At 60.6% G+C, this 26,853-nt stretch carries 27 protein-coding genes; 20 read left to right on the top strand and 7 right to left on the bottom strand.

Annotated elements, in window-relative coordinates; all coding sequences use genetic code 11:
- The first annotated feature begins 747 nt into the window (after positions 1 to 747).
- Both clpB and ACP7AL_RS24645 read left to right on the top strand, forming a co-directional pair.
- The gene (gene clpB, locus ACP7AL_RS24650) at positions 748 to 3,387 is read left to right on the top strand and encodes an ATP-dependent chaperone ClpB (protein ID WP_425995139.1); all 2,640 of its coding nucleotides are present in this window, start codon (positions 748 to 750) and stop codon (positions 3,385 to 3,387) included.
- A 500-nt stretch (positions 3,388 to 3,887) separates the two neighbouring features.
- On the top strand, positions 3,888 to 5,600 hold the full coding sequence (locus tag ACP7AL_RS24645) for a cation:proton antiporter (RefSeq protein WP_425995137.1): 1,713 nt from the start codon (positions 3,888 to 3,890) through the stop codon (positions 5,598 to 5,600).
- 25 nt (positions 5,601 to 5,625) lie between these two features.
- On the opposite strand, the gene ACP7AL_RS24640 is transcribed toward ACP7AL_RS24645, so the two are convergent.
- Positions 5,626 to 7,368 carry an FAD-dependent oxidoreductase gene (locus ACP7AL_RS24640; RefSeq protein ID WP_425995135.1) on the bottom strand — a complete coding sequence of 581 codons (1,743 nt, stop codon included), beginning with the start codon at positions 7,366 to 7,368 and terminating at the stop codon, positions 5,626 to 5,628.
- A 213-nt stretch (positions 7,369 to 7,581) separates the two neighbouring features.
- Positions 7,582 to 8,034: a thioredoxin TrxC gene (gene trxC / locus ACP7AL_RS24635; protein WP_425995133.1), complete on the bottom strand. Its 453-nt coding sequence runs from the start codon at positions 8,032 to 8,034 to the stop codon at positions 7,582 to 7,584.
- A gap of 315 nt (positions 8,035 to 8,349) precedes the next feature.
- Here trxC and ACP7AL_RS24630 point away from each other — a divergent pair, with 315 nt between their 5' ends.
- The gene (locus ACP7AL_RS24630) at positions 8,350 to 8,745 is read left to right on the top strand and encodes a PRC-barrel domain-containing protein (RefSeq protein WP_425995131.1); all 396 of its coding nucleotides are present in this window, start codon (positions 8,350 to 8,352) and stop codon (positions 8,743 to 8,745) included.
- An 11-nt stretch (positions 8,746 to 8,756) separates the two neighbouring features.
- On the opposite strand, the gene ACP7AL_RS24625 is transcribed toward ACP7AL_RS24630, so the two are convergent.
- The gene (locus ACP7AL_RS24625) at positions 8,757 to 9,227 is read right to left on the bottom strand and encodes a phosphate-starvation-inducible PsiE family protein (RefSeq protein WP_425995129.1); all 471 of its coding nucleotides are present in this window, start codon (positions 9,225 to 9,227) and stop codon (positions 8,757 to 8,759) included.
- 591 nt (positions 9,228 to 9,818) lie between these two features.
- Positions 9,819 to 9,959 (bottom strand): hypothetical protein, encoded by a 141-nt coding sequence (locus ACP7AL_RS24620; protein ID WP_425995127.1) that lies wholly within the window; start codon positions 9,957 to 9,959, stop codon positions 9,819 to 9,821.
- A gap of 92 nt (positions 9,960 to 10,051) precedes the next feature.
- On the opposite strand from ACP7AL_RS24620, the gene ACP7AL_RS24615 reads away from it, so the two are divergent.
- The 5 genes from ACP7AL_RS24615 (at position 10,052) to ACP7AL_RS24595 (ending at position 15,038) form a co-directional block, all read left to right on the top strand.
- Entirely contained in the window at positions 10,052 to 10,360 is a 309-nt protein-coding gene (locus tag ACP7AL_RS24615) for a hypothetical protein (protein ID WP_425995125.1), read from the top strand.
- Positions 10,361 to 10,368: 8 nt separating this feature from the next.
- Positions 10,369 to 11,178, top strand: a complete 810-nt coding sequence (locus tag ACP7AL_RS24610; RefSeq protein WP_425995123.1) for a universal stress protein — start codon at positions 10,369 to 10,371, stop codon at positions 11,176 to 11,178.
- Positions 11,179 to 11,287: 109 nt separating this feature from the next.
- Positions 11,288 to 11,719, top strand: coding sequence for an Hsp20/alpha crystallin family protein (locus ACP7AL_RS24605; RefSeq protein ID WP_425995121.1), 432 nt, complete (start codon positions 11,288 to 11,290; stop codon positions 11,717 to 11,719).
- Positions 11,712 to 14,144, top strand: a complete 2,433-nt coding sequence (lon, locus tag ACP7AL_RS24600) for an endopeptidase La (protein WP_425995119.1) — start codon at positions 11,712 to 11,714, stop codon at positions 14,142 to 14,144. The genes ACP7AL_RS24605 and lon overlap by 8 nt, the downstream gene beginning before the upstream one ends.
- A 276-nt stretch (positions 14,145 to 14,420) precedes the next feature.
- Entirely contained in the window at positions 14,421 to 15,038 is a 618-nt protein-coding gene (locus tag ACP7AL_RS24595; RefSeq protein WP_425995117.1) for an HdeD family acid-resistance protein, read from the top strand.
- An 89-nt stretch (positions 15,039 to 15,127) separates the two neighbouring features.
- On the opposite strand, the gene ACP7AL_RS24590 is transcribed toward ACP7AL_RS24595, so the two are convergent.
- Positions 15,128 to 15,820, bottom strand: coding sequence for a helix-turn-helix domain-containing protein (locus ACP7AL_RS24590; protein WP_425995115.1), 693 nt, complete (start codon positions 15,818 to 15,820; stop codon positions 15,128 to 15,130).
- Positions 15,821 to 16,069: 249 nt separating this feature from the next.
- Here ACP7AL_RS24590 and ACP7AL_RS24585 point away from each other — a divergent pair, with 249 nt between their 5' ends.
- From ACP7AL_RS24585 to ACP7AL_RS24540, 10 genes are all read left to right on the top strand, one after another.
- A complete protein-coding gene (locus ACP7AL_RS24585; RefSeq protein WP_006019341.1) occupies positions 16,070 to 16,582 on the top strand; it encodes a redoxin domain-containing protein in 513 nt (170 codons plus the stop codon).
- Positions 16,548 to 17,087: a DsbA family protein gene (locus tag ACP7AL_RS24580; RefSeq protein WP_425995113.1), complete on the top strand. Its 540-nt coding sequence runs from the start codon at positions 16,548 to 16,550 to the stop codon at positions 17,085 to 17,087. The genes ACP7AL_RS24585 and ACP7AL_RS24580 overlap by 35 nt, the downstream gene beginning before the upstream one ends.
- 127 nt (positions 17,088 to 17,214) lie before the next feature.
- A complete protein-coding gene (locus ACP7AL_RS24575) occupies positions 17,215 to 17,685 on the top strand; it encodes a PRC-barrel domain-containing protein (RefSeq protein WP_425995111.1) in 471 nt (156 codons plus the stop codon).
- 27 nt (positions 17,686 to 17,712) lie between these two features.
- The gene (locus ACP7AL_RS24570) at positions 17,713 to 18,366 is read left to right on the top strand and encodes a hypothetical protein (RefSeq protein ID WP_425995109.1); all 654 of its coding nucleotides are present in this window, start codon (positions 17,713 to 17,715) and stop codon (positions 18,364 to 18,366) included.
- A gap of 286 nt (positions 18,367 to 18,652) precedes the next feature.
- Entirely contained in the window at positions 18,653 to 19,306 is a 654-nt protein-coding gene (locus ACP7AL_RS24565) for a BON domain-containing protein (RefSeq protein ID WP_425995107.1), read from the top strand.
- Between the two features lie 57 nt (positions 19,307 to 19,363).
- Positions 19,364 to 19,540: a hypothetical protein gene (locus tag ACP7AL_RS24560; protein WP_006019336.1), complete on the top strand. Its 177-nt coding sequence runs from the start codon at positions 19,364 to 19,366 to the stop codon at positions 19,538 to 19,540.
- A gap of 2 nt (positions 19,541 to 19,542) precedes the next feature.
- Positions 19,543 to 21,462 carry a molecular chaperone DnaK gene (gene dnaK, locus ACP7AL_RS24555; RefSeq protein WP_425995105.1) on the top strand — a complete coding sequence of 640 codons (1,920 nt, stop codon included), beginning with the start codon at positions 19,543 to 19,545 and terminating at the stop codon, positions 21,460 to 21,462.
- Between the two features lie 65 nt (positions 21,463 to 21,527).
- On the top strand, positions 21,528 to 22,052 hold the full coding sequence (locus ACP7AL_RS24550; protein ID WP_425995103.1) for a nucleotide exchange factor GrpE: 525 nt from the start codon (positions 21,528 to 21,530) through the stop codon (positions 22,050 to 22,052).
- Between the two features lie 45 nt (positions 22,053 to 22,097).
- A complete protein-coding gene (locus ACP7AL_RS24545; protein WP_425995102.1) occupies positions 22,098 to 23,012 on the top strand; it encodes a DnaJ C-terminal domain-containing protein in 915 nt (304 codons plus the stop codon).
- A 2-nt stretch (positions 23,013 to 23,014) separates the two neighbouring features.
- Positions 23,015 to 23,299, top strand: coding sequence for a chaperone modulator CbpM (locus tag ACP7AL_RS24540; RefSeq protein WP_425995101.1), 285 nt, complete (start codon positions 23,015 to 23,017; stop codon positions 23,297 to 23,299).
- Positions 23,300 to 23,498: 199 nt separating this feature from the next.
- Here ACP7AL_RS24540 and ACP7AL_RS24535 read toward each other — a convergent pair whose 3' ends face one another.
- Positions 23,499 to 24,128, bottom strand: coding sequence for a hypothetical protein (locus ACP7AL_RS24535; protein ID WP_425995099.1), 630 nt, complete (start codon positions 24,126 to 24,128; stop codon positions 23,499 to 23,501).
- A gap of 222 nt (positions 24,129 to 24,350) precedes the next feature.
- On the opposite strand from ACP7AL_RS24535, the gene ACP7AL_RS24530 reads away from it, so the two are divergent.
- The gene (locus ACP7AL_RS24530; RefSeq protein WP_425995097.1) at positions 24,351 to 25,088 is read left to right on the top strand and encodes a DUF6894 family protein; all 738 of its coding nucleotides are present in this window, start codon (positions 24,351 to 24,353) and stop codon (positions 25,086 to 25,088) included.
- A 68-nt stretch (positions 25,089 to 25,156) separates the two neighbouring features.
- On the opposite strand, the gene ACP7AL_RS24525 is transcribed toward ACP7AL_RS24530, so the two are convergent.
- A complete protein-coding gene (locus ACP7AL_RS24525) occupies positions 25,157 to 25,384 on the bottom strand; it encodes a hypothetical protein (RefSeq protein ID WP_425995095.1) in 228 nt (75 codons plus the stop codon).
- 181 nt (positions 25,385 to 25,565) lie between these two features.
- On the opposite strand from ACP7AL_RS24525, the gene ACP7AL_RS24520 reads away from it, so the two are divergent.
- Positions 25,566 to 26,777, top strand: coding sequence for an alkene reductase (locus ACP7AL_RS24520; RefSeq protein WP_425995093.1), 1,212 nt, complete (start codon positions 25,566 to 25,568; stop codon positions 26,775 to 26,777).
- The last annotated feature ends 76 nt before the right edge of the window (positions 26,778 to 26,853 follow it).

Below are 26,853 nucleotides of genomic sequence, written 5' to 3'. Positions count from 1 at the left end.
GTGACAGGGGTGGCCGCTTGGGTCTCATTCCGCGAATGATGCACGCGATGTACGACAGCCTCTCGTCAAGGCTTCTTGCCTGCGCAGAGGTTACTCGCACGTCAAACTCTCGGGTTTAATCCACACGAAATGATTGGCTGGCGATGCAGTTCTGATCGCACCCGTCTCCGCGCCAATTCCCTGCTAACAGGGAATTTTACAGGGAAATTCTCGAAATCAACCCCTCGGGACGCCACCAGGTTCCGAGAAACCCATATGCTCCAGCGACTTCTTGCGGAATTCCCTACCACAGATATCAGGGAAACTCTCCTTGAGAACAGCGATTCTACCTCGCGGATCAGGGAAACGCCGACGTAGCCACAATCGGCCCAAAGCGGCGTTCCCTTGTCCTCCCCCGGCTGGCTATGTCGCGCCAATCCCGCTCCTCACTATCCCAGTGAAAGGCATAGATTCACAGGTAGCGGACGTTCGGATTAGCGCCTTTGCGAGCCGTCATCCCAAATCCGTTATCGCTGATTCTGACGGCCCGGCTGCACCCCCCGTCCTGCAGCCTCGCATTCGCCGTGCTCCCATTCCCACTCGACCTCCCCGTTCATCCAGATACGGTCAGGAAACCGCCAATATCCTCAAGCCGGTCCAAACGTCGTCGACGCGCCGGTTGACGACTGTCAATGCGGTCAGCGGACCCAATGGAGATGCTGCATCCTTGCCTTTGGGGGCGGAGCGGCCGGCTGAGGGAAGCAAACAATGAATATTGAAAAATACACCGAGCGGGCGCGCGGCTTTATCCAGTCGGCGCAGTCGCTTGCCATGCGCGATGGACACCAGCAGTTCTCGCCGTTGCACCTTTTGAAAGTCCTGCTCGATGACAGCGAGGGGCTGGCCGGCGGTCTGATCGATCGCGCCGGGGGCAACTCCCGCGCCATCCTGACGGCCACTGAAGAGGCGCTGAACAAGCTGCCGAAGGTTTCCGGAAATGGCGCCGGGCAGGTCTATCTCGCGCCGGAACTGGCGCGCGCCTTCGATGCCGCCGAGAAGGCCGCCGAAAAGGCTGGCGACAGCTTTGTCACCGTTGAGCGCCTGCTGCTTGGGCTCGCCATGGACAAGAACAGCGAGGCCGGCGCCATCCTGAGCAAGGGCGGCGTGACCGCGCAAAATCTCAACGCCGCGATCGAAGCGCTGCGCAAGGGTCGCACCGCGGATTCCGCGACAGCCGAGAATGCCTATGACGCACTAAAGAAATATGCCCGAGACCTGACCCAGGCCGCGCACGACGGCAAGCTCGATCCGGTGATCGGCCGGGATGAAGAAATCCGCCGCACCATCCAGGTGCTCTCCCGCCGCACCAAGAACAATCCCCTGCTGATCGGCGAGCCTGGCGTCGGCAAGACCGCCATCGTCGAAGGCCTCGCGCTGCGCATCGTCAATGGCGACGTGCCGGAGAGCCTGAAGGATAAGAAGCTGCTGTCGCTCGACATGGGCGCGCTGATTGCCGGGGCGAAATACCGCGGCGAGTTCGAGGAGCGGCTGAAGGCCGTGCTGCAGGAGGTCACTTCCGCAGAGGGTGGCATCATCCTGTTCATCGACGAGATGCACACGCTGATCGGGGCCGGCAAAGCCGATGGCGCGATGGACGCGTCCAACCTGCTGAAGCCCGCGCTGGCGCGCGGCGAGTTGCACTGTATCGGCGCGACCACCCTCGACGAGTACCAGAAGCATGTCGAAAAGGATCCGGCGCTGGCTCGGCGTTTCCAGCCGATCTATGTCGGCGAACCCACGGTCGAGGATACCATCTCGATCCTGCGCGGCCTGAAGGACAAGTACGAGCAGCATCACGGCGTGCGCATCACCGATTCCGCATTGGTGGCCGCGACCACGCTGTCGAACCGCTACATCACCGACCGCTTCCTGCCCGACAAGGCCATCGACCTGATGGACGAGGCCGCGGCGCGGCTAAAGATGCAGGTTGATTCCAAGCCGGAAGAACTCGATCTGCTGGACCGCGAAATTATTCGCCTGAAGATCGAGCAGGAAGCGCTGAAGAAGGAGAGCGATCCGGGCTCGAAGAGCCGGCTACAGGCGCTGGAAAAGGAACTTGCCGATCTCGAGGAGAAGTCTGCCGCACTCACTGCGCGCTGGAGCAAGGAAAAGAATAAGCTATCCGACGCCGCCAAGCTGAAGAGCGAGCTCGACGCCCTGCGCATCGAACTTGCCAACGCGCAGCGCCGCGGTGAATTCCAGCGCGCGGGCGAGCTCGCCTATGGCAGGATTCCCGAACTGGAAAAGAAGCTCGCCTCCATCGAAGAAAACGAGGCCCCGGGCGAAATGATGGAGGAGGCGGTCACCGCCAACCACATCGCGCAAGTGGTGTCGCGTTGGACCGGCGTTCCCGTCGACAAGATGCTGGAAGGCGAAAAGGACAAGCTCCTGAAGATGGAGGAGGCGCTCGGCAAGCGCGTCGTCGGCCAGGCCGAAGCCGTGCGAGCGGTGGCAACCGCCGTGCGACGTTCGCGCGCCGGCCTGCAGGATCCGAACCGGCCGATCGGCTCGTTCATGTTCCTCGGCCCCACCGGTGTCGGCAAGACCGAGCTGACCAAGGCGCTCGCGGAATACCTGTTCAACGACGAGACCGCGATGGTCCGCCTCGACATGTCCGAATACATGGAGAAGCACTCGGTCTCCCGTCTGATCGGCGCGCCGCCGGGCTATGTCGGCTATGACGAGGGCGGTGCGCTCACCGAAGCCGTGCGGCGGCGGCCCTATCAGGTCGTGCTGTTCGACGAGATCGAGAAGGCGCATCCCGATGTGTTCAACGTGCTGCTGCAGGTGCTCGACGACGGCCGCCTGACCGATGGTCAGGGCCGCACCGTCGACTTCCGCAACACGCTGATCATCATGACCTCGAACCTCGGTTCGGAATTCCTGGTGAACCAGCCGGAGGGTGAGGATACCTCAGCCGTGCGCGAACAGGTGATGGGATTGGTGCGGGCGCACTTTCGTCCCGAATTCCTCAATCGCATCGACGAGATCATCCTGTTCCATCGCCTGCAGAAGAGCGAGATGGGCCGGATCGTCGAGATCCAGTTCACGCGGCTGCAAAAGCTGCTCGAAGAGCGCAAGATCGCGCTGACGCTCGATGCCGCCGCACGCGACTGGCTGGCCGACAAGGGCTGGGACCCCGCCTATGGCGCCCGCCCGCTGAAGCGGGTGATCCAGCGCAGCGTGCAGGATCCGCTCGCCGAAATGATCCTGGCCGGCGAAGTCTCCGACGGCGACAAGGTCAAGATCTCGGTCAAGGGCAATGTGCTGACCTTCAACGGCAAGCCCGCCCAGACCGCCGAGATCGCGCAGTTCGAAACGCCAATGCCGAAGCGCAAGTTGAACTGAATTGGTCATGCGTCTTCCTCTCCCTTCTTGGAGAGCGGGGAAAATCGGAGATGCATCGTGAGTATAGCCAGCTACGAAGTGGTTGGTTCGGGCGGTATCTGGCGTCTCAAGCACGACGGTGAACCGATAGGCAGATACCAAAGCAAGGAAGCCGCTTTCGAAGCAGCTGTTACTGCTGTTTCATTGGCCGTTCGGGAAGGATACCAGGTCCAGCTTTCAGTGCCCGGTGCTCGAATCGAACCTTGAAGGGCCCGACTGTCGCGACCTCCATGCTGGCGGAGCCAAGGGAGACGTCTCATCTTCATCGAGTTCACGCTCAAGCTCGCTACGCCGGCGGCGATGAAGTTGACGCGCGACGCTCCACAATCGCGATCAATTCTGAGCGGTTTGTCGTAGGTGACGCAGCGATTCCCAGCAATTATCGATGCGGAATTTGACACCCATCAGCGCGATGATGAATTGGCATGAGACGGTAAGCGCGAGGCGCTCCGGAGCTGCGCATGGCCGACGTCCCGTTGATCAAGACGCTAGTCGTTATCCTTGCCTCCGCCGGCTGCATCAGCTTGGTCGCGCGCGCGGGGCTTCCAGCGGCTGGCGGTTACCTATTGGCTGGCTTGATCATCGGGCCGCACGGGCTAAACCTCATCGTCACGAGCGATGAAACGAGATTCCTAGCGGAACTCGGCATCATTTTTCTTATGTTCATGGTCGGTCTTGAGTTTTCATTATCGGCAATGATTGCCGCACGCCGCGATGTTTTCGTCGCCGGCAGCCTGCAAGTCGGCTTGACCGCTTTGATCGTCGCAGGAATTGCCACGCTGTGGGGCGTTGGGTTACCCACCGCTGTGCTGCTCGGCGGTGCGGTTGCCATGTCGTCGACCGCCATCACGCTCAAGCAATTGGTCGACCAAGGCGACGTCGATAGTCAGCAAGGCCGTCTCGTGCTGGCCATCCTGCTGTTCCAGGACCTTGCGACCCTTCCATTTCTCGTTGTACTCGGCGGCTGGAAGCAGACCGGCGGACCCGATCAGTTGGAAGCGCTCCGTCAGCTTGGAATAGCGGCGGGCGCACTCGGCATCGCCGCTTTCGTCTGCAAGCCGGTTTTTCGCATGTGGCTCACCTGGGTCGCCAGGACAAAGTCGGCAGATCTCTTTCTGCTCACTGTTCTGTTGCTTGCGCTAGGTACGGCATACGCCGGACACTTGGCCGGCCTTTCCGCGCCGATCGGAGCTTTCCTTGCCGGCATGGTAGTGGGCGAAAGCGATTTCCGTCATCAGGTAGAGGATGACATAAGACCCTTCCGCGACGTCCTGCTAGGCGTTTTCTTCGTTACCACCGGCATGGAGGTTGATCCATCCACCCTCACCGCAGCACCCATGGCCGTCTTCGCCTGGATTATTGCGTGCCTGGCGGGAAAGGCCCTTGTCGTGTTTCTGGTCGGCGCGATTATGCGTTGGCCTGCCCCGGTTAATACGCGAGCGGCTCTGATTCTGGCACACGGCGGAGAAAGCGGTTTGCTGCTGCTCACCCTGGCGATGAACGTGGGCGCCATAGAGCCGAACGTTGGGCAGCCTGCTCTTTTGGCGTTGGCCGCAACCATGGCGCTCGGCCCAATACTGATTCTGCGGAGTGCTCGGTTTGCGGAATTCATTAGCGGCGCATCACATCGCGCCAAGGAGAACGCCGAGGAGGCCGCCATCCGCGCGGAAAGTCAAAATCTCGGGGGTCACGTAATCCTGTGCGGTTGCGGACGCGTGGGTCGGCTGGTGTCCCTCGTGCTGGAGGCCGCAAACGTGCCTTACATCGCGGTCGAGTCCGATCTGATACGCTTTCGAAGAGCAAAGCAATCGGGACACAAGGTGGTGTTTGGTGACGCAGGCCGGAAACGGGTCTTGGAAGCCGCTGGCTTCACCCGTGCACGCCTTGTGGTACTAACGTTTGATCGACGCCATGCAGTCGAGCGCATTTTTCACTTTGCCCGTGGGCACGATCCAGCCGTATCCTCGATTGTGAGTGTCGCCGACGATCAGGAAATCATATCGTTTGTGCGGGCCGGAGCCGGCACCGTATTTCCGGAGAATGTCGCGGCGGGCTTGGCGCTGGCCGATCAGGTCCTCCTCGTTTGCGGTTTCTCCCAGGACGCGGCCGCAAATGTCGTTACGACGGTTCGCGCTGAGATCAATCCCGAACTGCGCGGGCGCGTAGGACGTTGAGTCGGTATACGCCAGTCGTGATGCGCTAAAGGCGCTTTCCCGCGGATAGCTGTTGGGGGGCGCTGTATTCTCCTGAGCTTCGTGCCTCGCGCGCAAAGCCAGCCTTGCCATTCGCAAGAACAACATGAAGCTCTGCCCCAACCGCAGCCCCTTCACCAATCGCGGCGCCGACCCGCTTGACTGATCCCGACCTCACGTCGCCGGCGGCGAAAACGCCGCGAACGCTGGTTTCCAGCCGCAGCGGGCGAGTAGCCCCGTTGTTTGAGCCGTGGCCGTCGGAAACGACGTCCGATCCCGTCAGAATGAAGTTCTTTTCGTCGAGCACGATCCCGCTGCCGTTAAGCCAAGTCGTTGCCGGCTCGGCGCCAATGAAAAGAAAGACGTGACGGATAGGCTTCTCGGTCTTTGCGCCGGTCACATTGTTGTGCCAGCTTACGCGTTCGAGTTGCCCTTCCCGGCTGCCGTAGAGCGCAACAACCTCGGTCTGGGTCAGCACCTCAATATTCTCGATACCCGCGATGCGATCGATGAGATAGCGGGACATGCTCTCTTCGAGACTGGGCCCGCGCACCAGCATCCAGATCTTTGCGGCGAAGTTGCGCAGGAACACAGCCGCCTGACCCGCAGAGTTGCCGCCTCCGACCAGAACGATCTCCTCGTTCCGGCACAGCCGCGCCTCGATCGGGGAAGCCCAGTACCAGACGCCGCGTCCTTCGAAATCAGCAAGGTTCGGAACGTTGAGCCGCCGGTAACGGGCACCCGTCGCGACGACCACCGTCGTGGCCTTCACTCGCCGGCGATCCTCCAGTTGAAGCGTGACCGAAGTTTCAGTCGAATCGAGACGCGACACGCTGGCGGGTATCAGCATTCGGGCTCCGAACTTCTGCGCCTGAACATAGGCCCGACCGGTGAGCGCCTGGCCTGAAATGCCGGCCGGGAAGCCGAGATAATTCTCGATGCGCGCGCTTGCGCCAGCCTGACCGCCGAACGCGCGCGCGTCGAGAACGATAACCGACAGGCCTTCCGATGCTGCGTAGACCGCGGTCGAGAGGCCCGCCGGTCCTGCCCCGACGATCGCGACATCATAGGTCTGGTTCGCTTCGTCGACCGGCACCATGCCGAGGGCGGAGGCCAGTTCAGCCTCGCTCGGGTTTTTCAAGACGGTGCCTTTCGGACACACGGCCAGCGGCAGGTCCGCCGGAGCGGGGGCGTATTGCTGAACCAGCCTCGCCGCATCGTCGTCCTTTGCCGGGTCTAGCAATTGGTGCGGATAGGCGTTGCGGGCGAGAAAGCCCTGCAGGCGCACCACATCCGGACTTGACTCGGGGCCGATCAGGACCGGACCACCGCTACCGGCCTCGATCAGCACGACGCGGCGCAAGATGAGCGCATGCATGATCCGTTCGCCGAGTTCAGGCTCCTCGATCATCAAGGCGCGAAGCTTCTCCGGCGGGATCAATAGTGCTTCCACCTCACTGATGGCGTGAACATCGACGAAGGCCGGCTGGCCTGACAACTGTCCGACTTCTGCGACGAACTCGCCGGGCCCCTGCTCCACGATCGGGGCTTTGTGCCCCAGCGGATCGCACCTTACAACGCGCACGGCGCCTTTGATCAGCACATACATTCCGGGAGCGATTTCTCCGGTGGTGAATAGCGCTTCACCAACGGCGTAGCGACGAATTCTCCCAAATCGACGAATGCGATCGATTTCCTGCGGCGTAAGCGTGGGGAAAATCTGCTCGCGGCGGCTATCGATCGTAGACATCTCAGGCCTCGCTTTATCGGCTATGTGGTGATGCATGTTTCTATCGCAGCGGTACAGACGCTTCATGCATGAGGCTGCAGGTCACCCTGCCAGCAGCCGCTCGTTCAGGCGAAGACGGCGATTTCCGCCATACGATCAGTATCCGTGGCACTATGTTGTCGCGCTTGGCATTGGCTCCCATTGACGGTCGTCAGATTCTCCCGAGATTTCTCGTCACACCTTCACGCCCTCAGCATGCTCACGGGTCCATGCCAGTAACCGCTGCAGCGGCATGGCGCCGGATTGGCGGGCGATCTCCCGGCCGTGATGTACCAGCATCAAGGTCGGTATGCTCTGTATACCGTAACGCTGCAGCAGTTCCGGCACCGCATCGCTGTCCACCTTGATCAGCCGTACTTCGGGCTCAAGTTCCGCTGCTGCCCGTTCGAAGACCGGCGCCATCACCCGGCACGGACCACACCATGTGGCCCAGAAGTCAACGAGCAGCGGGATGTCGCTGTGCCCGGCATGCTTGTCGAAGCGAGCGGCATTGTCGAGCGCTGCCGGCTGCCGCTCGTAAAGCGGGCGATGGCACGACCCGCACTTGGCACGATCACGCAATCGCTCGCGCGGCACGCGGTTGACGGAGTCGCAGTGCGGGCAGACGATGTGCAGCGGACTGGTCATGTGGCCTCCCGGCAAGCTCAGTTCCTACAGGATGACCTGCCGGGGCAGCGATCACCTTGACTGGCGTCAACTTATCGAACCCGCGCTGATAAATGTTGTCGCCGCCTTGACGGCATCATTGTCTCAGCACGGCGATGACGCCCAACATCGTCGCCCGCCACTCCGCACGTTCATGCAGCCGATTTAACTCTGCGCCATCTTGACCGCGGTCAATGCCGTCGCGTCCCACAATGTCTATCAAGGCCAATAAGCCACACGGCCGGCGCGATGCGTCGCCCAGGCAGCGCAATTGGTTCAGATCGGCAAGGCAGTATCATGAACAGGTTCCGCCTATCGTGGTCAACCGCGGTCGTTGTTGCAATCATCACTCCTATTCCGTGGACGGATCGCGCCGCGGCACAGGAAATCGCCCTGACCCCCCTTGAAACGAACGAGGTCGCAAGAGGCTACCGCGCCGAAATCATCAAGCTGAAAACTGTCGTCAACGACAAAAACGAGACGATCGGGCGCATCAACGATTTCGTCTTCGGCAAGGACGGCAGCATCTACGCCATTCTCGCTGTCGGCAATCTCACCGGCCTTGGCGGCCACCTGATTGCGGTCCCTTTCCGCAACCTCAGGCTGGACGATCCGTCCGGCTACGTCGTGCTGCCCGGAGCCAGCCGTAGCGTGCTCGAGAAACTGCCGGTTTTTGTCAACAACAATCGATAGCGCCGCACACGTCACGCCTTGTCGCCTTTCCGGTCGCGCACACCGGTCAACCAGTAGACGAGGCCGAGCGCGAGGATCGCGGCTGCCAGCGCCAGAATGTGCAGCGCATCGGTTTCCGTGAGATCGAGGATGATGACCTTGCGGCAGATTGCCAGCAACGCGATCATCACAACCGATCGAATCTGGACCACGATGTTGCGGCCCTCGGCCCCCACCAGGAGCGATTTCTTGAATTCGAGCGCAATGATTACAGTAAGAATCATGCCGAATACGGCCTGAAACGCCGAGTAATCGGATGGGTCAAGACCTCCGGAGAGCACCAGGCCGAACAATATCTTAAGCGTCAGAGTCCACAGCGCGGCCACGACGATCACCGCGATCAACGCGGAGAGGAACAAGACGACGAAGTATTCGAAGCGCTGATAAAGCGACAATATCCTGAATTTTTCCCTCGTCTCGCTAAACTCTTGCTTGATCGACATCAGAGCCTCCGGTGCTTCCTTGCCGGGCGATCGGCGCGGATCAGCAGCGGCCGGCGCGCTTTGCTTGCCGCGTGCCTAATCGGATCCGGAAGATTTCCCGATCCTCCTGGGCGAACGCCGGGAGGTTACCAACGCGGCGCCCGGTTTGAGGGCTCCCGAACCAGAACCCCAAGCCGCCATTGCATGACGTCTGCGTCGCCCCGGTTCCCATTGATGCACCAGACGAACGATCAATACCTTGACGATTGTCAGTGCGCTTCGACCCGGCCCATGAACGACACGCGGCCTGCTGCAAAATTCCGAGACTGAAAATTGAGCGTCGTCAATGCGGGCGGTTTTTCGAAATGCGAGATAGAGGCTGTAATACTCCCATGTCGCTCCCCTCCCCCGGGGGTTCCTCCCCAGACTTGGACCGCCGACGCAAGCCGCGCGGTCCATTTTTTTCGACTGCAGAAGCGCGGAGCGGCAGGACGCAGGCGCACCAATGTCAGTTACCGACGCCGATCCATTCACAGGATGCGTCGCGCATCGCCCACACGTGATGACCATCAACTTACGGGATTGTCGCACGTTACGCGTCTGGCCCTGCAATTAACCCAGAACCGATTTGACAGTCGTCATGGTGTTGTCCTGCCCCTTCGGCTTCGCTGCGTCAGACACATCTTGGATCGCACCATGGAAACCTTGTCCGAGTTGACTAAACTCTCCGACCTCAATCGCATCCTGCTTCATCTTGCCCGCTCCAGGGAATTCCCCGATGGCTCCTCCGGCATGGATATGATTTCATCGCCCCGCTGGATGCCCAAGGCCATATCGATCCGGTGTTGTGGAAGAAGTATCGAGACTATTGCCGCGTTCGCAGATTTTGGGATGGCGAAGAGGACGAGGTCGGCCGCCTCGTCCATAGACCTGACGGCGCCAACCGCGCGCGTTGGGTCTTCGACTACCGTGACGACGAGGATGGCGACGATGAGGCAGGCTACAGATTTGAATCGCATGCCTTCTGGCCGGGTGAATACGTCTCGATAACCGGGCAGGACCGGAAGCTCCACACGTTTCGCGTTGTCACAGTCGATCCGGTCGTGCTGTCCATGGCCTTGATCAAATTGTTTGAAATACAAATCAAGGTATGAAGGCCACCATGATCAAGGACGTGATGGTTCGGCTCGATGGAGGCTCCGGAGACGACGCGCGTTTGGCCGCCGCAACACAGATCGCCGAGATTTTCCAGAGCCATATTACCGGACTGTTCTTCAATGTTGTGCCTGACGAATTCGGTGGCGCCAACGTCAATCAAGCCGCCCGGGCTCCGGACGCCGGAGACGCTGTTGAGACATTGCTGTTTCAGCGGCTGACCCGGTTACATCAGCCGACCAATCTGCGGCGGTTTGACGTGGCCGGCGTTCTCGATATTGCCGAGACCGCGCTACCTGTCGTGCGCACCGCCGATACCTTCGTCGCGCTCCGGCCAAATGATCGGTCGAACGAACCGGAAGAGCTGATTAGAGACCTGCTGTTCGGCACCGGGCGCCATCTGTTTCTGGTTCCCGATGACTGGATAGGTTTCGCGCCCCTGGACAACATTGTCGTGGCGTGGAACGGGAGCCGGGAATCGGCACGCGCGCTCGCCGAATCCCTCCCCTTCCTGCATCAGGCGAGCAAGGTTGGTGTTCTTGTCGTGGAAAGAGAGCACCAGAACAAGAACGACAATCTGAAGGCCAACGATGCCGTTCTGCACCTTCGCCATCACGGCATCAACGCCGTCAAATACCGTGCTGTCGGCGAGGAGGACGAGACGGCCGACGTGCTGATCGCGGAGTGCCGCAGCCTCGGCGCAAGCCTTCTGGTGATGGGCAGCTACGGCCACTCTCAACTGCACGATTTGCTTCCGGGATCGACGACCAGCCGGATACTGCGTCGTTCACCGGTCCCCCTGCTCATCGCGCACTGACTGCGGTTCTCTGGATCCCTTGCCCGGTGATTGACAGTCGTCAAGGCGACGCCGTGCATCGCATCGTAGGCTCGTTCAGTGCTTTCGCACCAGCTCGGGGACTTGTCTCATGGCCGCGATCGATCCAGAAACGCTCATGTGGGCCAGGGCTTGCGAGTTGATTGATCGCGCCGAGCGATTGCACCGGCAGTTCTTCCAGCCGAGGGCTGTGCCGGTCCGCGACCTCTGCTGGGAACCACCAGTCGACGTTATCGAAACCGACTCGGATTTCTTGATCAGTGTCGCGCTCCCCGGAGTCGACAGCAACGCGGTGAAAGTGACTGTCGAGAACGGCACAGTCATGGTGACCGGCTTCCGCCGGACTAACACGCTCCCGCGCAGCAGTCGGATTCATCGGCTGGAGATTCCATACGGAAGATTCGAACGCCGGATCACCTTTCCGGCAAGCAGTCTCGAGCTAGCGCAGGCAGAATTTGCCGACGGCTGCCTGATGCTGAAATTCACCAAACAGCCTTTGACCGAAGAGCAGATCAATGTCTGATGCGGCTGACAATCCGGGCACAGTACCCGATCAAAGCCATCCCCCCATTCCTTCGGATGCGACGATCATCCTGCCGGTTCGAAACACGTTGTTGTTTCCGGGCATGGTACTGCCATTGACGATCGGCCCGCCGGCCTCGATCGCAGCGGCCCAGGAGGCGACCCGAGGCGGCCGCAAGATCGGCCTGTTGTTGCAGGACGATCCCGCCGTCGAACAGCCAGGACCCGAGCATCTGCGCCGCGTCGGCACCATTGCCGAAGTACTGCGCTATGTGACCTCAGGAGAAACTCATTACGTTATTTGCCGGGGGGTGCGGCGCTTCCGGATCGACGAATTTCTCACCGGCTTTCCCTATCTCGTCGCGCGCATCACCGAGATCGGCGTATCTGAAGTGATGACGCCCGACATCGAGGCGCGGGTGCATCTGCTCAAGATGCGTGCACGCGACGCGATCGGGCTGCTGCCAAGCGCACCCGCGGAGATCGGGCCCGCCATCGATAGCCTGGACTCGCCGACGATGCTTGCCGACTTCATTGCCGGAATTATCGATGTTCCGGCCAGCGAAAAGCAGGATTTGCTCGAGACGTTTGACGTCACGCTGCTGCTTGACAAGTTGCTAGGATTGCTCGCTAAGCGGATCCAGGTGCTGCAACTCTCGAAGGAAATCGGCGAACAGACGCAGCAAACCTTATCGTCGCAGCAGCGCGAGCACATCCTTCGCGAACAGCTCCGTCAGATCCAGAAGGAGCTTGGGGACGACGACGTCAAGTCCACTGAGCTGAAGGAACTTGCTGAAAAGATCGATAAAGCCGGCATGCCCAAGGATGCCGAGGAACAGGCCAGGCGCGAACTACGACGGCTTGAGCGCCTGCCGGAAACGGCGGCCGAATACGGGATGGTGCGGAGCTATCTCGACTGGCTCGTCGAACTGCCATGGTCGAAGCTCGATCCGGAGCGCATCGATATCGCCGAGGCGCGGCGCATCCTTGATGAGGATCACTATGGCCTCGAGAAAGTAAAGCGCCGGATTGTCGAGTATCTTGCGGTCCGCAAGCTCAACCCCGATGGCAAGAGCCCGATCCTCTGCTTCGTCGGCCCGCCCGGCGTCGGCAAAACCTCGCTTGGCCAAAGTATCGCGCGCGCGACCGGTCGAAAATTCGTCCGGCTGAGTCTCGGCGGCGTCCACGACGAGAGCGAGATCCGTGGACACCGGCGGACCTACATCGGCGCGCTTCCCGGCAATATCATCCAGTCGATCCACAAGGCCGGCACCCGCAATCCCGTGATGATGCTGGACGAGATGGACAAGCTGGGTGCCGGATTTCACGGCGATCCCGCGGCAGCGTTGCTGGAGGTTCTCGATCCCGAACAAAATGCCACGTTCCGCGACAACTACGTCGCCGTTCCCTTCGATCTCACAAAAGTCTTGTTCATCGGTACCGCAAACGTCATCGATAATATCCCGGTTGCGGTTCGCGACCGGATGGAAATGATCGAGATGCCCGGCTACATCGAGGACGAGAAGCTCGCGATCGCCCGGCGGTATCTGGTCAAGCGACAATTGGCGGCGGCAGGGTTAACCGAGCAGCAATGCCAGACCAGTGACGAGGTCCTGCGCGCCATCATCCGCGATTACACCCGTGAAGCCGGGGTCAGAAATCTCGAACGCCGGATCGGAGCGATTTGCCGCCACGCCGCGATGCGGATCGCCGAGGGCAACGCGACGCGCGTCATCATCACGGTGGCGGACCTTGAGACCATACTGGGCCCGAAGCTCTTCGAGCAGGAGATCGCCATGCGCACCAGCGTGCCGGGCGTTGCGACCGGTCTCGCCTGGACGCCTGCGGGCGGCGACATTCTATTCGTCGAGGCGACCAGCATTCCCGGCCGAGGCAAGCTGATCCTCACCGGCCAGTTGGGCGACGTAATGAAGGAAAGCGCGCAAGCCGCCCTGACGCTGGTCAAGTCGCGCGCCGCCGAATTCGGCATCGACCCAGCCGAATCGCAGAAGTCGGACGTCCATGTCCATGTCCCGGCCGGGGCCATCCCCAAGGACGGTCCGAGCGCAGGAGTTGCGATGTTCCTAGCGCTGACCTCTCTTTTCACCGGGCGCACGATACGCAGCGATACCGCCATGACCGGCGAAATCTCGCTGCGCGGACTGGTGCTTCCGATCGGAGGCGTGAAGGAAAAGGTGCTGGCCGCGATCCAGGCCGGGATCACCACGGTCATGCTTCCGGCGCGCAACCGCAAGGACATCGAGGACATACCAGAAAACGCCCGCGACCGGATTCGTTTCGTCTGGCTTGAGCGCGTCGATGACGCGATTGCGGCCGCACTCAATCCACCGAACTTCAGCGAGCCTGGCCTTTCTCATACGACGCACACGGCCACGACGGAAAAACGCGCAGCGCGATCCGGATAGCCGACGGCGTTAACCACCCGTCTGACGCATTTGATCCGCAAGATTAACCGACGTCAGGGCCGCAGCCGGTAATCTCGTTCCGGCCGACAAGGTCGCACGATTCCGAGGCGGCCCGATTTGCGGCACGCCGGCGTGACCGCCGATCTCGTCCATAAGATGCTCAAAAATATTAGTCTGCCGCTCATGATCTGCAAACGTTTTGACGGGCGTCAATGCGTACCGTCCCGCACGCGCTAAACACAGGCGTCAACCGACTATCCGGCTGCGGAGCATCTCATGGCCAGCACCACCTTTAACAACGCCTCCGACATTCAAACCGATTCTGCGACAGCGACGCTCGCGCAGAACTGGTGGCTGTTCACGCTGCGAGGCCTTTTTGCAATTGTCTTCGGATGTCTCGCACTGGCCTTCCCCGGCCCGACAATGTTGTCGCTGGTGCTGCTGTTCTCCGCCTACATGCTGGTCGACGGAATCGCCGAGATCATCTCTGCCGTGTGGGCGATACATCGAAAGACCCGCTGGGGATTTCTGATCTTTGCAGGCCTGCTCAATATCGCCGTGGGCATCGGTGCTTTTTTCTGGCCGGGCCTTACCGTGCTTGCGTTCGTGTTGCTTGTTGCTTCCTGGGCAATTGTCACAGGCGTGTCGATGACGGCCGCGGCTTTCCGCCTGAACATAGAGCATGGCCGATGGTGGCTGGTGCTGGGCGGGCTGCTGTCGCTCGCGTACGGCGCGCTGCTGATTCTTACGCCCCTGATCGGTGCGATCGTGCTGACCTGGTGGATGGGCGCCTATGCCCTTGCCTTTGGCATCGCGCTGGTCATCTTCTCGTTCCGGCTTCGGTCACGTCAGCATCAGAGCGCTGGCCCCACGCCCGTCGGGACTGCCGCTTGAGGCGGCAGCGAGAACACGCCAGCGCGCGGAATTCATCCGCCTTGGGGAGACGGCGAAGCTGAGCATCCCATCAAGCAAATAATGGCAGCTCAAACGCTCGCCACCGTCGAACTTTCGCCAATGCGGTCTTCCAGAGCTCTCCGGTTCAGGATCTTGATAGTCCGTTTGCCCGCCAGACGAATGACACCCCGCTGCTTGAGATGGGTCAGCGCGCGACAAACCGTTTCGACCGAAACCGCGAGATAATCGGCAATGTCATATCGCGAGACCGGCAGCACAACCTGCCCGCTTGCATTGGATACGCGCGCGTCAATGGAGAGCAGGAAGGAGCCGACCTTCTCCAGCGCGGTGAACCGGCCAATGATCAGAAGCTGGGCCTGTGAGCGGGTGAGAGACTGGAACGCGACATCCCGAAGCTCGCGTGCAAACTCGACATCGCTTTCCGCGACCAATTCAACCCGCCGGCCGGGAAAGCTCGCAAGCACCGTATCGTCGGCTATCGCTTCGATCGTCGCCTCATTCTGACGGTCCGAAACAAAGAAGAAATCCCGCGGCAGCATAAGATCTACGATTTGTCGCCTTCCGTCCGAACGCATGGCGCATCGCCGGACAGCGCCGGTGATGACGTAGTACCAGTGCCCTGCAGGTCCAGGGCTATTTGGTATTTCCTGGCCGCGGTTGCAGGCCATGATCTTGGCAAACGCTTCGAGGCGTTTCAGTGCATGGGGCTGCATCGCAAGCATCCGCCGATAGTAGTCGGCTGGGTGGATTTCCTTTTTCATGGTCGCACCCTTCATTGTTGGCAAGCCGAACCCAGAATGAACTATCGCACCGCAGGAACGTTCGAATGAATTCGGCAAAAGTGCGTATCGTAAAAATACGTAACTCGGCTGCGTGTGTCACAGCGATGCAGCAACGGATGGCCGGAAGATGAAGGTCCAGGAAATTGACTGCAGTCAACGCCGCGAAGGCGCGCCAATTGTAGCGTTGCAGTTGCAAACGCCCCATCCTCTCGACGCGTGAGGCACGAAATGTCATCTGTTCTCGCTGCCGGGACCGCTGCGCCGGATTTCACGTTGCGGGTCACCCCCGATCAAAACCTCACGCTTTCGAACCTTCGAGGAAGGCCCGTAATACTGGCCTTCTACCCGGCCGACTGGAGCCCGGTTTGTGGCGACCAGGTGACGCTGTACAACGAGATCCTTCCGGAGTTCCACAAGCACAAGGCCGAGTTGCTGGGTATCTCCGTCGACGGTGCCTGGTGCCATGCCGCCTTCGCCCGCGACCGCCGCCTGCACTTTCCCTTGCTGGCCGATTTTGAACCCAAAGGTGACGTGGCGCGCAAATACGGCGCCTATCGTGCCCAGGAAGGGGTCTGCGAACGCGCACTGTTCGTGCTCGATCGGCAGGGGATCATTGCGTGGAGTTATTGCTCTCCGATCGCGGTCAATCCCGGCGCCGATGGCATTCTCGACGCCCTTGAAAAACTCACAGATCAGGACACTGGCCATGGCAACCTTGAAAACGCCCATCACGACAAGTGATCATGTTCGCGGACAAGAATCGGCGCCGATCACGTTTGTGGAATACGGCGACTATGAATGCCCCCATTGCGCGCTGGCCCATCCAACCGTCGACCGGGTGCAGCTACATTTCGGCAGGCGCATGCGATTCGTGTTCCGCCACTTCCCATTGACCGAAATTCATCCGCACGCCGGGATAGCCGCCGAAAGCGCGGAATTCGCAGGCGCCATGGGGCTATTCTGGGATATGCACGACGCCTTATTTGCGAACCAGAGCAGTTTGAGTCTGCCAACGATCTTCGTGATCGCCGAACAACTCGGACTATCCGAAATAGCACTGCGGAACGCTCTGGAAACGGGGCAATACAGAAACAAGGTGCGCAGCGATTTCATGGGTGGAATCCGAAGCGGCGTGAACGGTACGCCGACCTTCTTCATCAATGGCGTGCGGCATGACGGCGGTTACGATTATGCCTCCCTGGTGGCAGGAATCCAGATGCGCCTCGCCGCTGACACGAGCGCATAGCGGCGGCGGGCGCGATTGGTGACGATTTGTGATTCAAAAAGTCTTTCATGAAATTGATGATGATCAGTGCCGCATCGAGGCTTCCAGAGTATTCCTGCAACCCTGCTCAAAAGCTCAGGAGAGAGCCATGGTTGCCTTCGCAGGACTTCAGACGCTGTGCCAATCGCATGCTGATGCGTCTCCGTTGCCGCAGAGCCCGAGGCGTATCGCGCGACGCCCTTCAGGCTGGATAATCTGGACCGCGCTTGCGGTCGTCCTTGCCGCCGGTCCGGCATTGCCGCAGGCAGGAGTGCAATTCATCAAGGTCGATCTTTCGATCGTGGCGAAGGGCTATCGGATGAGCAAGCTGATCGGCACCACCGTGATCAACGACAAGAACGAAAAGATCGGCACCCTCGACGATGTGGTCGCGGACAAGGACAAGAAAGAGCTTAGTTTCGCGGTGCTCCAGGTCGGCGGTTTCCTTGGGCTCGGCCGGCATCTTGTCGTCGTACCGTATGACAGCCTTGTCATCGATGAGGCCGGCCAGAAGATCACCCTGCCCGGCGCGTCCAAGGACGAACTGAAGAAGCTCTCGGCATTCAACTATCCGGCGTGATCGCTACCGGTGCTCGGAAATACATCCATGCGCGCGTCACCAGACGATACCTTGGACCGGATGCGCACCCGCGAAGTGACGGGCGTCTTCCACGCACGCAAGGCGCTCGTCGCCGCCGCTGAGGAACTGCTTGTTGCGGGATTCGATCGCGCCGACATCGATGTCAGCGCTCCCGCCGACGAACTGCAACAGCGCTTGAACTACGCGTCGATTCCAGCAGTTGATCTCGCCGATATCCCGATCGCGCCGAGGCGGCCTTTCATCGGCGGCGATGATATGGCCGTCACGATGGCCGTCGTCGGCAGCATTTCCGGGTGCGCTGTTGCGGTGGCAACAGGGTACTTTCTCGTGATGAAAGATGTGAGGCCCCTCGTCATCGGAATTCTATCAATGCTGTGCGGGCTTGTTGTGGCCGGTATCTCGGTGCTCGTGGTACGTCGCCGATTCGACCAGGAGCGGAGGCGGGGACTGGATAAGTTGTCCGAATGGGACGGCATATTGATCTGGATACGGGTCCACTCGCCGGAGAAGGAAACGCTGGCTCAGGAGATCCTGGTGCGGCATGGCGGCGACGCCGTCCACGTCCATGAAATCGAGTTGGTGCGACGAACGGACGATCTTCCGCTCCATTCGCTACGCCCGGATCCATGGCTAGGTGACGAACGGCTGGGACAGCCTTAGCGCGACCTGCTCCAGGATGCCGTCGCTGGCGATCCAGCGCGAACCTTATCGCCTGCCGAGAGCAAGGCGACATCCGCGACTCCCGGCGAACTGAGGTTTATGCGGGCCGCGATAAGCACGGTCAGCACGATCAGCGTCCATAGCACCTCAGGCCGGCGGTCAACCGCGATAAACTTGGGGCGGAAGTTGACCATCGTCATGGCCGCGCGCGCGATCACTCATAAGATCGATCACAATCGGTAACGTCATCGCACCGAGCGCGCAACTTGCACACCAGGAGTCGAGCATGAAATCCGATAGTGAAATCGAGAGCGATGTCCGTGAAGAGTTGAAATGGCATCCCGAACTCGATGCCGAAGACATCGCCGTTTCCGTCAAGAACGGCGTCGTTACGCTGGCGGGCTTCACCCACAGCTATAGCGACCGGCTGGAGGCCGAACTCGCCGTGAAGCGCATCGCCGGCGTTCACGCGGTCGCCAATGATATCGAGGTCCGTCTACCAGCGATCGATCAGCGCCCCGATCCGGACATCGCGAGGGATGCGGTTGCCGCTCTGAAATCGGAACTGCCGATTTCGCACGACAAGATCAAGATCATTGTGAAAGACGGCTGGCTCACTCTGGAGGGGGCGGCGGAGTGGCAATATCAGAAGACCGCTGCCGAGACCGCCATGCGAAAGGTGAAAGGCGTCAAGGGCGTGACCAACGTCATTACGGTCAAGCCCAAGGTCGAACCCACCGACATCCAGCGCAAGATCCAGGAAGCGTTCAAGCGCAACGCCGAGGTGGACGCCAATCGAATCACTGTCGAAGCTAACGGCGGCAAGGTGATCCTGAAGGGTACCGTTCGCTCCTGGATCGAACGCGAGGAAGCAGAGCGCGTCGCGTGGTCGGCGCCGGGCATTACCCACGTCGAAGACCGGATCGTAGTCAGTCCGTAGCACGGCAAGCCGCAGCGTTCGGGAGAGATAGTCTCATCCAAGACAAAGGAGAATCCCATGAGGTTACGATCGCTGGTTCCGTTCCATGAAGGCGGCGCCCTAATGCGGCCGGACTTTGGATTGTTCGGCCTGCACCGGGAGATTGACCGCTTATTCAGCGAATTCGCGCAAGGCATCAGCCCGGGCGGCGTACAGTCCATCATCCCCAGCATCGAGATAACCGAAGGAACATGATCATGGCGAAAGCAATTGGCATCGACCTCGGAACCACCAACTCTTGCGTTGCCGTGATGGAAGGAAGCAAGGCCAAGGTCATTGAAAATGCCGAGGGAGCACGCACAACGCCATCGATGGTCGCCTTCACCGACGATGGCGAAGTGCTGGTCGGGCAGCCGTCCAAGCGCCAGAGCATCACCAATCCGGAAAACACGATCTACGCCATCAAGCGGCTTATCGGACGGCGCTATGACGATCCGATCACCGAAAAAGACAAGGCGATGGTACCGTACCACATCGTGTCCGGCGACAATGGTGACGCCTGGGTCGAGGTCAAGGGCAAGAAATACAGCCCAAGTCAGATCAGCGCCTTTATCCTCACCAAGATGAAGGAGACCGCGGAAGCCAATCTCGGCAGCAAGGTGACGCAGGCCGTGATCACCGTGCCGGCCTATTTCAACGACGCACAGCGCCAGGCGACGAAGGATGCCGGCCGTATCGCCGGACTTGAAGTGCTGCGCATCATCAACGAGCCGACTGCGGCCGCCCTCGCCTACGGGTTGGACAAGAAAGGCAGCGGCAAGATCGCGGTCTACGATCTGGGCGGCGGTACCTTCGACGTCTCCATCCTCGAGATCGGCGACGGTGTGTTCGAGGTCAAGGCGACCAACGGCGACACCTTCCTCGGCGGCGAGGATTTCGACAAGCGGATCATGGATTATCTGGCCGACGAATTTCGCAAGGAACAAGGCATCGACCTGCGCAAGGACCGCTTGGCGCTGCAGCGGCTCAAGGACGCCGCCGAAAAGGCCAAGATAGAACTTTCCAGCGCCACCCAGACCGACGTCAATCTGCCGTTTATTACAGCAGATCAGAACGGCCCGAAGCACCTCAACATCAAGCTGTCGCGCGCGAAGCTGGAAGCACTGGTCGACGACCTGATCCAGCGGACGATCGAACCGTGCAAGGCTGCGCTGAAGGACGCTGGCTTGCAAGCGTCGGATATCAGCGAGGTCGTGCTGGTCGGCGGGCAAACCCGCATGCCGAAGGTCCAGGAGACCGTGCAGAAGCTGTTCGGGCGCGAGCCGCACAAGGGCGTCAACCCCGATGAAGTTGTGGCCATCGGCGCTGCGATCCAGGCCGGTGTGCTGCAAGGCGATGTCAAGGACGTGCTGCTGCTCGACGTCACCCCGCTGTCGCTCGGCCTTGAGACGCTCGGCGGCGTCATGACCAAATTGATCGAGCGCAACACCACCATCCCGACCAGGAAGAGCCAGGTGTTCTCGACGGCAGAAGATAACCAGACCGCAGTCACCATCCGGGTCTTCCAGGGCGAACGGGAGATGGCGGCCGACAACAAGCTGCTTGGCCAGTTCGATCTGGTCGGAATCCCGCCTGCGCCGCGCGGCGTCCCGCAAATCGAAGTCACGTTCGATATCGATGCCAATGGAATCGTCAATGTGTCGGCCAAGGACAGGGCAAGCGGCAAGGAGCAGAGTATCCGGATCCAGGCGTCGGGAGGGCTGACCGAGGCTGACATCCAGAAGATGGTCAAGGAGGCCGAAGCCCACGCCGACGAGGACAAGCGCCGTAAGGAACTGGTCGAGGCGCGCAACCAGACCGATGCGGCGATCTACAGCGCCGAAAAGGCGCTAAATGAATCGGAGTCGAAGATTCCCGCCGACCTCAAGAAGCAGGTCGAGCAGGCGATCGCCGACGCCAAGCAGAGCCTGACGGCGGACAATCCCCAAACCATCCGTCAGGCGGCGGAACGCCTGCAGCAAGCGGCGTCAAAGATCGGCGAAGCCCTTAGCCAAGCAGCCTCGCAGGGATCCGGCGGCGCAGGCGGGCAAGCGAGCGGCAGCAGCAGCTCTTCCGGCGACGACGTCGTCGACGCCGAATTCGAAGAGGTAGATCCACGCGACCGCAGGGCCTCCTGAGCCCCCTGAGACCTCAAGTTGCTCGACGCGGTGAGACGCGGGAGAACGGCATGACGACGAATACAATGGATAAGGACGCCGGCGCGTCAGTCGCCGGCGAAGCCCAAAACAACGACACCGCGTCCGAAATCGCATCGTTGCGCGAGCGGTTGATGCGGGCGCTGGCCGAGACCGAAAATACCAGGCGGCAAGGCGAACGGCGCGCGCAGGACGCCGGGCAATACGCAATCACGAACTTTGCCCGTGAGTTACTGCAGGTTGTCGACAATCTCCGCCGCGCCATCGAGGCCGGCGCGGCGGACCGGAAGGGGAGCGGAATCGACGGGCTGATCGAAGGCGTTACCGCCACCGACCGCATCCTGACTCAGATTCTCAATCGCTTCGGCGTCGAGCAGATCAAGGCCCTCCACCAACCGTTCGATCCCAAGAAGCACGAAGCGGTGATGACGACGGATCAAACAGACCAGCCGCCCGGCAGCGTGTCCCAGGTTTTGGAGACGGGCTACATGCTTCATGACCGTCTGCTGCGGCCGGCGCGTGTGGTTGTGGCCAAGCCCCGGCAACCATCGTCGCAAGCGGAACAACCATGACACCGCATTCGCTTGCCATGACAAAGGCGCAAACAGGAGTGGGCATTGGCCGCAGATCCCTACATAACGCTTGGCGTGAAAAAGGACGCTAAGTCAGACGACATTCAGAAGGCCTATCGCCGCCTGGCGAAGAAGCTGCACCCCGATTTGAACCCCGGCAACAAGACAGCGGAAGATAAGTTCAAGGAAGTTTCGGCCGCCTATGATCTGCTGAGCGATCCGGAAAAGCGCGCGCGCTTTGACCGCGGCGAAATTGACGCTTCGGGAACGGAACGGCCTCACCAGCAATATTATCGCGATTTCGCCGATCAAGGTGGTTGGTCGGCCTACACCAACAACGCCGGCTTTTCCGATTTCGGCGATTATGCCGGCGCCGACGATATTCTCTCCAAAATCTTCGGCCGCGGCGACCGCGCAGGGCGCCCCCGGCGCGGCCAGGACGTGCACTACCATCTCGATCTTGAGTTCGTGGATGCCATCAATGGTGGCAAGCAATCTCTCGTGCTGCCCGATGGCTCCGCGCTTGACGTCAGCATCCCGCCGGGCACGCGGAACGGTCAGGTTCTGCGTTTGAAGGGCAAAGGTCGCTCGGGAGTGGGAGACGGCGCGCCCGGCGACGCACTGATCGAGATCAGCGTGCTGCCGCATCCCTATTTCACCCGCAAGGGAGACGACATCTATCTGGATTTGCCGATCTCCTTGAAGGAGGCGGTGCTGGGCGCCAAAATCAAGGTGCCGACGGCGAGCGGGATGGTCACGGCGGCAGTACCGAAATGGTCGAACAGCGGGCGGATTCTTCGGCTGAAGGGCCGCGGCGTGCCGCGCGCCGACGGCAACAAAGGCGATCAATACGTCACACTGAAGCTGGTCCTTCCGCAAAAGCCAGATTCCGAGCTTGAGAAGTTCGTCACGCAGTGGCAGCCGGTCGCGGACAGTCCACGGCAATCGATGGGAGTGTGACCGTGGAAATCCAGGAATTCATTACCCGATCGCATCTTGACGCCGCGACATTGAACGTCTGGATTGATGAGGAATGGCTGATACCTCTCGCCGGCGGCATCGCTCCTCAATTCTCTGAAGCCGATCTCGCGCGGGCCCGGCTGATCCGGGATCTCAAGCTGGATCTTGGCGTCAACGATGAAGGGATAGCGATTATTCTGCATCTCCTCGACCAACTCCACGGGCTGCGTTCCCTGTTGAGAGATATCCACGCGACCGAAACCGACCGGGCCAAGAACTCCGGTTGAGGATTCCGGCCGGCCGGTGACGTGGGAATATGTCGTGCTCTTCAGTGAAACGCACCGCCGCCGCTGCGACGCGGCCGTCACTGGCAGGAACGGCAGCGACAGGACCACGACCGCGACCATCAGGATTCCGAGTCCCAACTGCTCAAGGATGATTGCCACCTGCAACGGCCTTGACAGACGTCAACGCCCGGCGGGCCCGTCAGTGAGCATGCAGCGCGCGTTCGCTGCGAACCTGATCGGCGGTATAGGCCTTGGCCGACGGATCGAACGCGTGCCATCCGGATTTGCGGTAGAGATCGCAGCGCTCCCCAAGCTTCACCGCGGATTGGTTCATCATGGCTTCTATTCGCGGCACGTCGGTCGGCGATACTCGAGCGGCAACCAAAGTTCCGCCGCGACGCACGCCCTCGACAAACACATGTGCATCTTCCTCGCTGATGCCGGCATTAGTCAGCGCACCAAGCAGCCCGCCAGTTGCGCCGCCGATCGCCATGCTGCCCAACAGCGCCGCAAGCCATCCTGCGCCGACGACCGCGCCGACGCCCGGAAGCACCAGCATGGTGACAAGGCTGGCGGCGGTCGCCGCTGTCGCGCCAATCGCGACCCCGACCGCTGCGCCCTCGAATTTGCCGATGGCCGCAGTATCTTCGCTCGTACCCTGCTTCCGCAGAGTCACCGTGTTGGCGGCATGCCCGGTCCGGTACCAGCTGTCGGAATTATTCGAGACGACGCTGGTTTCGGTAGGCGCTATGCCTGCGGCCTGGAGCCCGATAACAACACTGTTCGCGTCGGCATATGAATCGTAGAGACGACAGATAGTGATCAACATGATGCGTTCTCATGGCGTTAGCCGGGACCGGAGCAGCAAATTGAAATGTTGATTTTCTTCCTCGTCCGGTTCCATTACCTTGACGGGTATCAAGGCCACGTCGAAGATTTCGCCGTGATGTCAGGACAGTCTTTTGCCAATCACGGCGGGCGATTGTCTGCGCATCGCGCAAGGAGGTTACGAATTCGCTGACTCCAGCCGGATCATGAGGATATGATTCGCATGCCCACTCTTGTTTCAATGCTCCAGGATGCCGCGGCTTCGCCGGAGGCGTGGCCCGATGCGCTCAAGGCGCTAATGGAGGCGGCCGGCGTCGCAGGCGCCGCCCTCATTATTTCGAACAAGAACACGGGCACCGTGGAAGATGCCTGTTTTGTCGGCCTGAGCGCCGAATTCAAATCCGATTATATCAAGCACTACGCCGCTCTCGACCCATACTCGCCGTTGCTCGATGGAAGCTGGAAAAAGCTCTCCGAATGCTTTTCGGATCAGGTCTTGCGCAGAAGCGAATGGTACAACGATTTTGTACTGGCATGCGGCGTGCGCGACATTCTTGGCGCGCGGCTTGTCGAGACGCCCGACTATCACTTCATCTTCGGTATTCATCAGCAGATCGGCCGGAGCTTTTCCGCGAGGCTCGATTCCCTCATCGAGTTGGTGACGGATCCCTTGCGGCGAGCAGCCGAGCGCAATGTCGAGCTTTTGCGGCCGACAATTGATGCACGCCAACAATCCGTCACCGAGCCTCTGCCCGATAGCAGCCGGTTTTATTTCCATATCGACAATGGCATGCGGTATGCGGACGAAACAGGATCTCTCCATTCAACGCCGGATCAGGCCGCGGCACATGCGCTTGCGATCGCCCAGGAGCTGGCGCAAGACGGCAGCTGGCATGGATCATCGGTTGTCGTGACGGACGCCCGCGGACGCCTGATTGCGCGCGTGCGAATTGGCCGATGACGCCTGTTGCGCACTGGATTGCGCGATCCAACCGGGACGGCAGCACGAGCTGGTCCGGACACAATCTATCATTTGCTGGAAATCTGATGGGTCCGACCGACGCAAGCGATTTGCACGGCCGCCAGCCACGCTTCCCACATCGTCGGATCGACCGGCGCTCCATCGGCCCATTTCAAGCCCGCCATAATGAGAGCGATCTCCTCGTCCGCCTTGCCAAGCCGCCGCAAAGCCATTTCGAGAAAGATTCGTATCGCGTCGTAGCCCTCAATCAGGGTGATGGAGTCGATCGCGGTCATTTTGGTCACATCTTCGCTCACACCCGCCCGCGCAAACGAACCTTACGAGTGTCGCCTATTAGGGAAATTCTAATCCTGCTCGGCATTGACGGCAGTCAATTGAAGCGGAGTGCTTTGCTCCTACTATTTTCACGTGGACGGACCAAGAAAGCCGCCGATGTCCTCCGCTGCAGGAGCGAACATGAACGAGACAACGACGATTTCGCGGACAGCCCGTGCCGCTCAGGCGACGGACACGGACGTGCTGTTCGCGCCGTACCGACTCGGCCCCTACACCCTGCGGCATCGCATCGTCATGGCGCCGCTGACGCGCTCGCGGGCACGCCAGCCGGGCAACGTGCCGAGCTCCCTTGCCGCCTGCTACTACGCACAGCGCGCATCTGCAGCATTGATCGTGAGCGAAGCGACGCAGGTTTCGATGCAGGGCCAGGGTTACGCCTGGACGCCGGGCATCCACAGCCGTGAACAGGTCGAAGCATGGCAGCGGATCATCCAAGCGGTGCATCAGGCCGACGGATTGATCTTCAATCAGCTTTGGCATGTCGGGCGCATTTCGCACCCGGCCCTGCAGCCCGACAATATGCTCCCGGTCGCCCCCTCCGCCATCATTCCGGAGGGCAAAGCCTTCATCGAGAACGAGCGCGGCGAAGGCGAGCTCGTGCCGTTCGTACGGCCCCGTGCGCTCAACATTGAAGAGATGCCCTACATCGTGGCGCAATATGAACGGGCGGCGATAAACGCCCGGGCCGCCGATTTCGACGGCGTCGAGATCCACGCCGCCAACGGCTATCTGCTCGATCAGTTCATCGAGACCGGCACCAATTGGCGCACCGACACCTATGGCGGTCCGGTCGAGAACCGGACGCGATTATTATTCGAGGTCGCCGAGGCCCTGATACGCATCTGGGGGCCCGATCGCATCGGCGTGCGGTTGTCGCCGATGGGCAAGATGAACGACATCCACGATGACCAACCGGAAGCGACCTTTGGCTATATCGCCGAGCGTCTCAGCGACTACCGCTTTGCCTATCTTCATATCGTCAACCCCGCGATAGAGCAGATGCAAAGCGGAAAAGAGCCAGATCCGCGGGCACTCCGCATGGTCGAGACGATGCGGAAGAAATTCAAGGGAACCCTGATAGTCGCGGGCGGCTTCGAGGCCGACACGGCGGCGCGGTGGCTTCGCGAGGGAAAGGCGGACCTGATCGCTTTCGGCCGCAAGTTCATCGCCAATCCCGATCTGCCCGAGCGGTTGCGCATCGGCTCGCCATTCAATGCCGACGATCCGACGACATATTACGGCGGCGGCGAGAAGGGATACACAGACTATCCGTCTCTGGCACAGGATCGCGGCGAACAACCCAAGGCCTGTGTCGATCAGCGCTGGCGATGAGCCGCGACAGCGGCAGCTCGCGCCAGTGCACCCTCAAACGGCGCTCACTGTACAGGGATTGGAAAGGAGCCGGATC

The sequence above is a fragment of the Afipia sp. DC4300-2b1 genome (genome assembly GCF_049895725.1).
GTDB lineage: Bacteria > Pseudomonadota > Alphaproteobacteria > Rhizobiales > Xanthobacteraceae > Afipia > Afipia broomeae.
Note: the sequence above shows the minus strand (reverse complement) of the source record. Positions and strands in the feature narration are given on the sequence as shown.